The organism is Actinomycetota bacterium (assembly GCA_030774015.1).
Taxonomy (GTDB): domain Bacteria; phylum Actinomycetota; class UBA4738; order UBA4738; family JACQTL01; genus JALYLZ01.
This window is the reverse complement of sequence record JALYLZ010000090.1, coordinates 1-2,067: the sequence shown is the minus strand read 5'-3', so window position 1 is coordinate 2,067 and position 2,067 is coordinate 1. Positions and strand designations below refer to the sequence as shown.

The window sequence follows — 2,067 nt, the reverse complement described above, 5'->3', positions numbered from 1 at the left end:
ATCGCCGCCGGTCCCGGAGCCGTCTGGGTGGCGGCCAATCTGCAGCAAACGGTGAGCGAGATCGATCCCAGAACGGGCGCCCTGGTGAAGACCATCAGCCTCCAGAACGCCCCTGACGCCATCGCGGCCGACGACTCCGGAGCATGGGTGCTCAATTCAGCGGGAGGCACGGTCACGACCATCGACGCGACCGGAACGGTCGTCGGCAATCCGATCCGCGTGGGGGCCAACCCGTCGGCCATTGTCACCGGGGCCGGAGCCGTGTGGGTGGCCAATCAAGGGGACGACACGATCATGCGGATCGATCCGGCGACTAGGGAAGTCACGAAGACGATACCGGTGGGCGGACCGCCGGTCGCCCTGGGGGTCACCACATCGGGCACAGTCTGGGTTCTTCTGGGTCTAGAGGCATAGCGTCGCCATGGGCACTCACCCCGTCCCCCGCCCATTCGAGACTCGTGTATGCCATGCCAATCTGTAGGACGAAGTCCCCGGTGGAGGGGAACGGCGATGGCCGGGACGGGCGAATCCTTCGCAAGCTCTCGAAGCTTCCATCGGGAGCCCGAGCCGACCTCTTGCGCGTCCTCACGTCTCCGCCGAACGTCCGCGCCGACGTCATCCGCCAGTTCCACGAGCGGGGCGATGGTCTCGCGGAGGTACTCATGGACTCGGAGGAGGACGACTTCCTCCGGGCAGCGGTGGTGGAACTACTCCGGCAACTATGGTGTCCTAGGAGAACAGCGCCACGTAGGTTTCCGGGTGCGTTGTTCTGAACCACCGGACGAAATCACTGTGGTGGGGTTTCGGGTAGATCGATCTCCAGTACTTCTCACGGGCAGCGTTAGCTTCACCGCCCGTCAGCCCCGCTGGAGGCGGTGTCCTGGCGCATGCATCAGCGATGATCCGAGCGCGCTGCCGCACGGACTGCGAGTAGTGCAGCGTCCGGTGGTGGTTCAGCAAATAGTGCTGGGGCTGGTTCACTCGCTGGCGGTCCGAGTGGCTGGCTGTGTCGCCGAGGAGACTGAGGCAGAGCTCAAGCAGACCCGTGACCATTGCCTGCTCCCTGAAGAGGGGAGGACGTACCCTCACGCTGGCTTCAAGCGCGGCCAACAGTCGCTCGACCTCGCCGCGCTGAACAGAGTCCGTGAAGAGAACGTTCATGAGGCCCGCTCCGGCCTCCTCGCCAAGCTGTTCTCCGACGCCCAGGCCACCACCGAGGCCTGCCGGACCGATGACGACACCAAGCTCGCCGCCGCCGCGGCGCTGCTCGCCCAGGTGGCCGGCCAGGACCTGGAGGTCGAGCAGGACGGGGAGGGTGAGCCGAGGGTGTCGATCCGCCGGAGTGTGGCCCCCGAGCGGATCATCTCCGTGGTCGACCCCGAGGCCCGCCACGGCCACCGATCCAGGCAGGACCGCTACGACGGCTACAAGGTGCACCTGTCGGTGGACCTCGACTCCGACCTCATCACCGCGGCGGAGGCCACGCTCGCCACGGCCCCCGACGGAGCCGCCCTCCCTCGGCTGATCGACGCCGATCAGCTCGGAGTGGAGGAGGTCGTGGCCGACACCGCGTACGGAAGCGGCGACATCCGAGAGGACATGGCCCGCCGCGGGATCGACCTCATCGCCCCCGCCCCGCCTGCGGTGGCGCCCGGCGGGAGGTTCACCAAAGCCGACTTCACGATCGACCTCACAGCCGGTACGGTCACCTGTCCGGCCGGCCACACGGTCTCCCGCCCTCGCCGTGCCGCCCGCCGAGGGCCGACGCGGGTGAAGATCCGGTTCCCCGCCGAGGTGTGCGGGGCGTGTCCCCTGCGGGCCTCATGCACCACGTCACCCCGAGGACGGGTCGTCGAGATCGGCCCCTACGAGGGCCTTCTTCAGCAGGCCCGGGCCGAGCGGTGGACCGATGCCTTCCGGGACAGGTACCGGCGACGAGCCCGGGTGGAACGAAAGGCTGCCCAGGTGAAGTTCCGCAGCCCGAAGATCCCATGGCGGGGGCTGGTCAAGTCGGTGGCCTGGGCGAAGCTCAAGGCAGCCGCCCTGAACCTTGACCGGATGGGTCGG

General features: G+C 68.0%; 2 protein-coding genes. Both read left to right on the top strand.

The annotated features are described in order from the left end of the window. The coding region (locus tag M3Q23_08980; protein MDP9342218.1) for a hypothetical protein at positions 1-414 on the top strand (414 nt) is incomplete at its 5' end. A gap of 519 nt (positions 415-933) precedes the next feature. Then, positions 934-2,067 (top strand): transposase (locus tag M3Q23_08975; GenBank protein MDP9342217.1); only part of this gene is annotated, 1,134 nt, incomplete at its 3' end.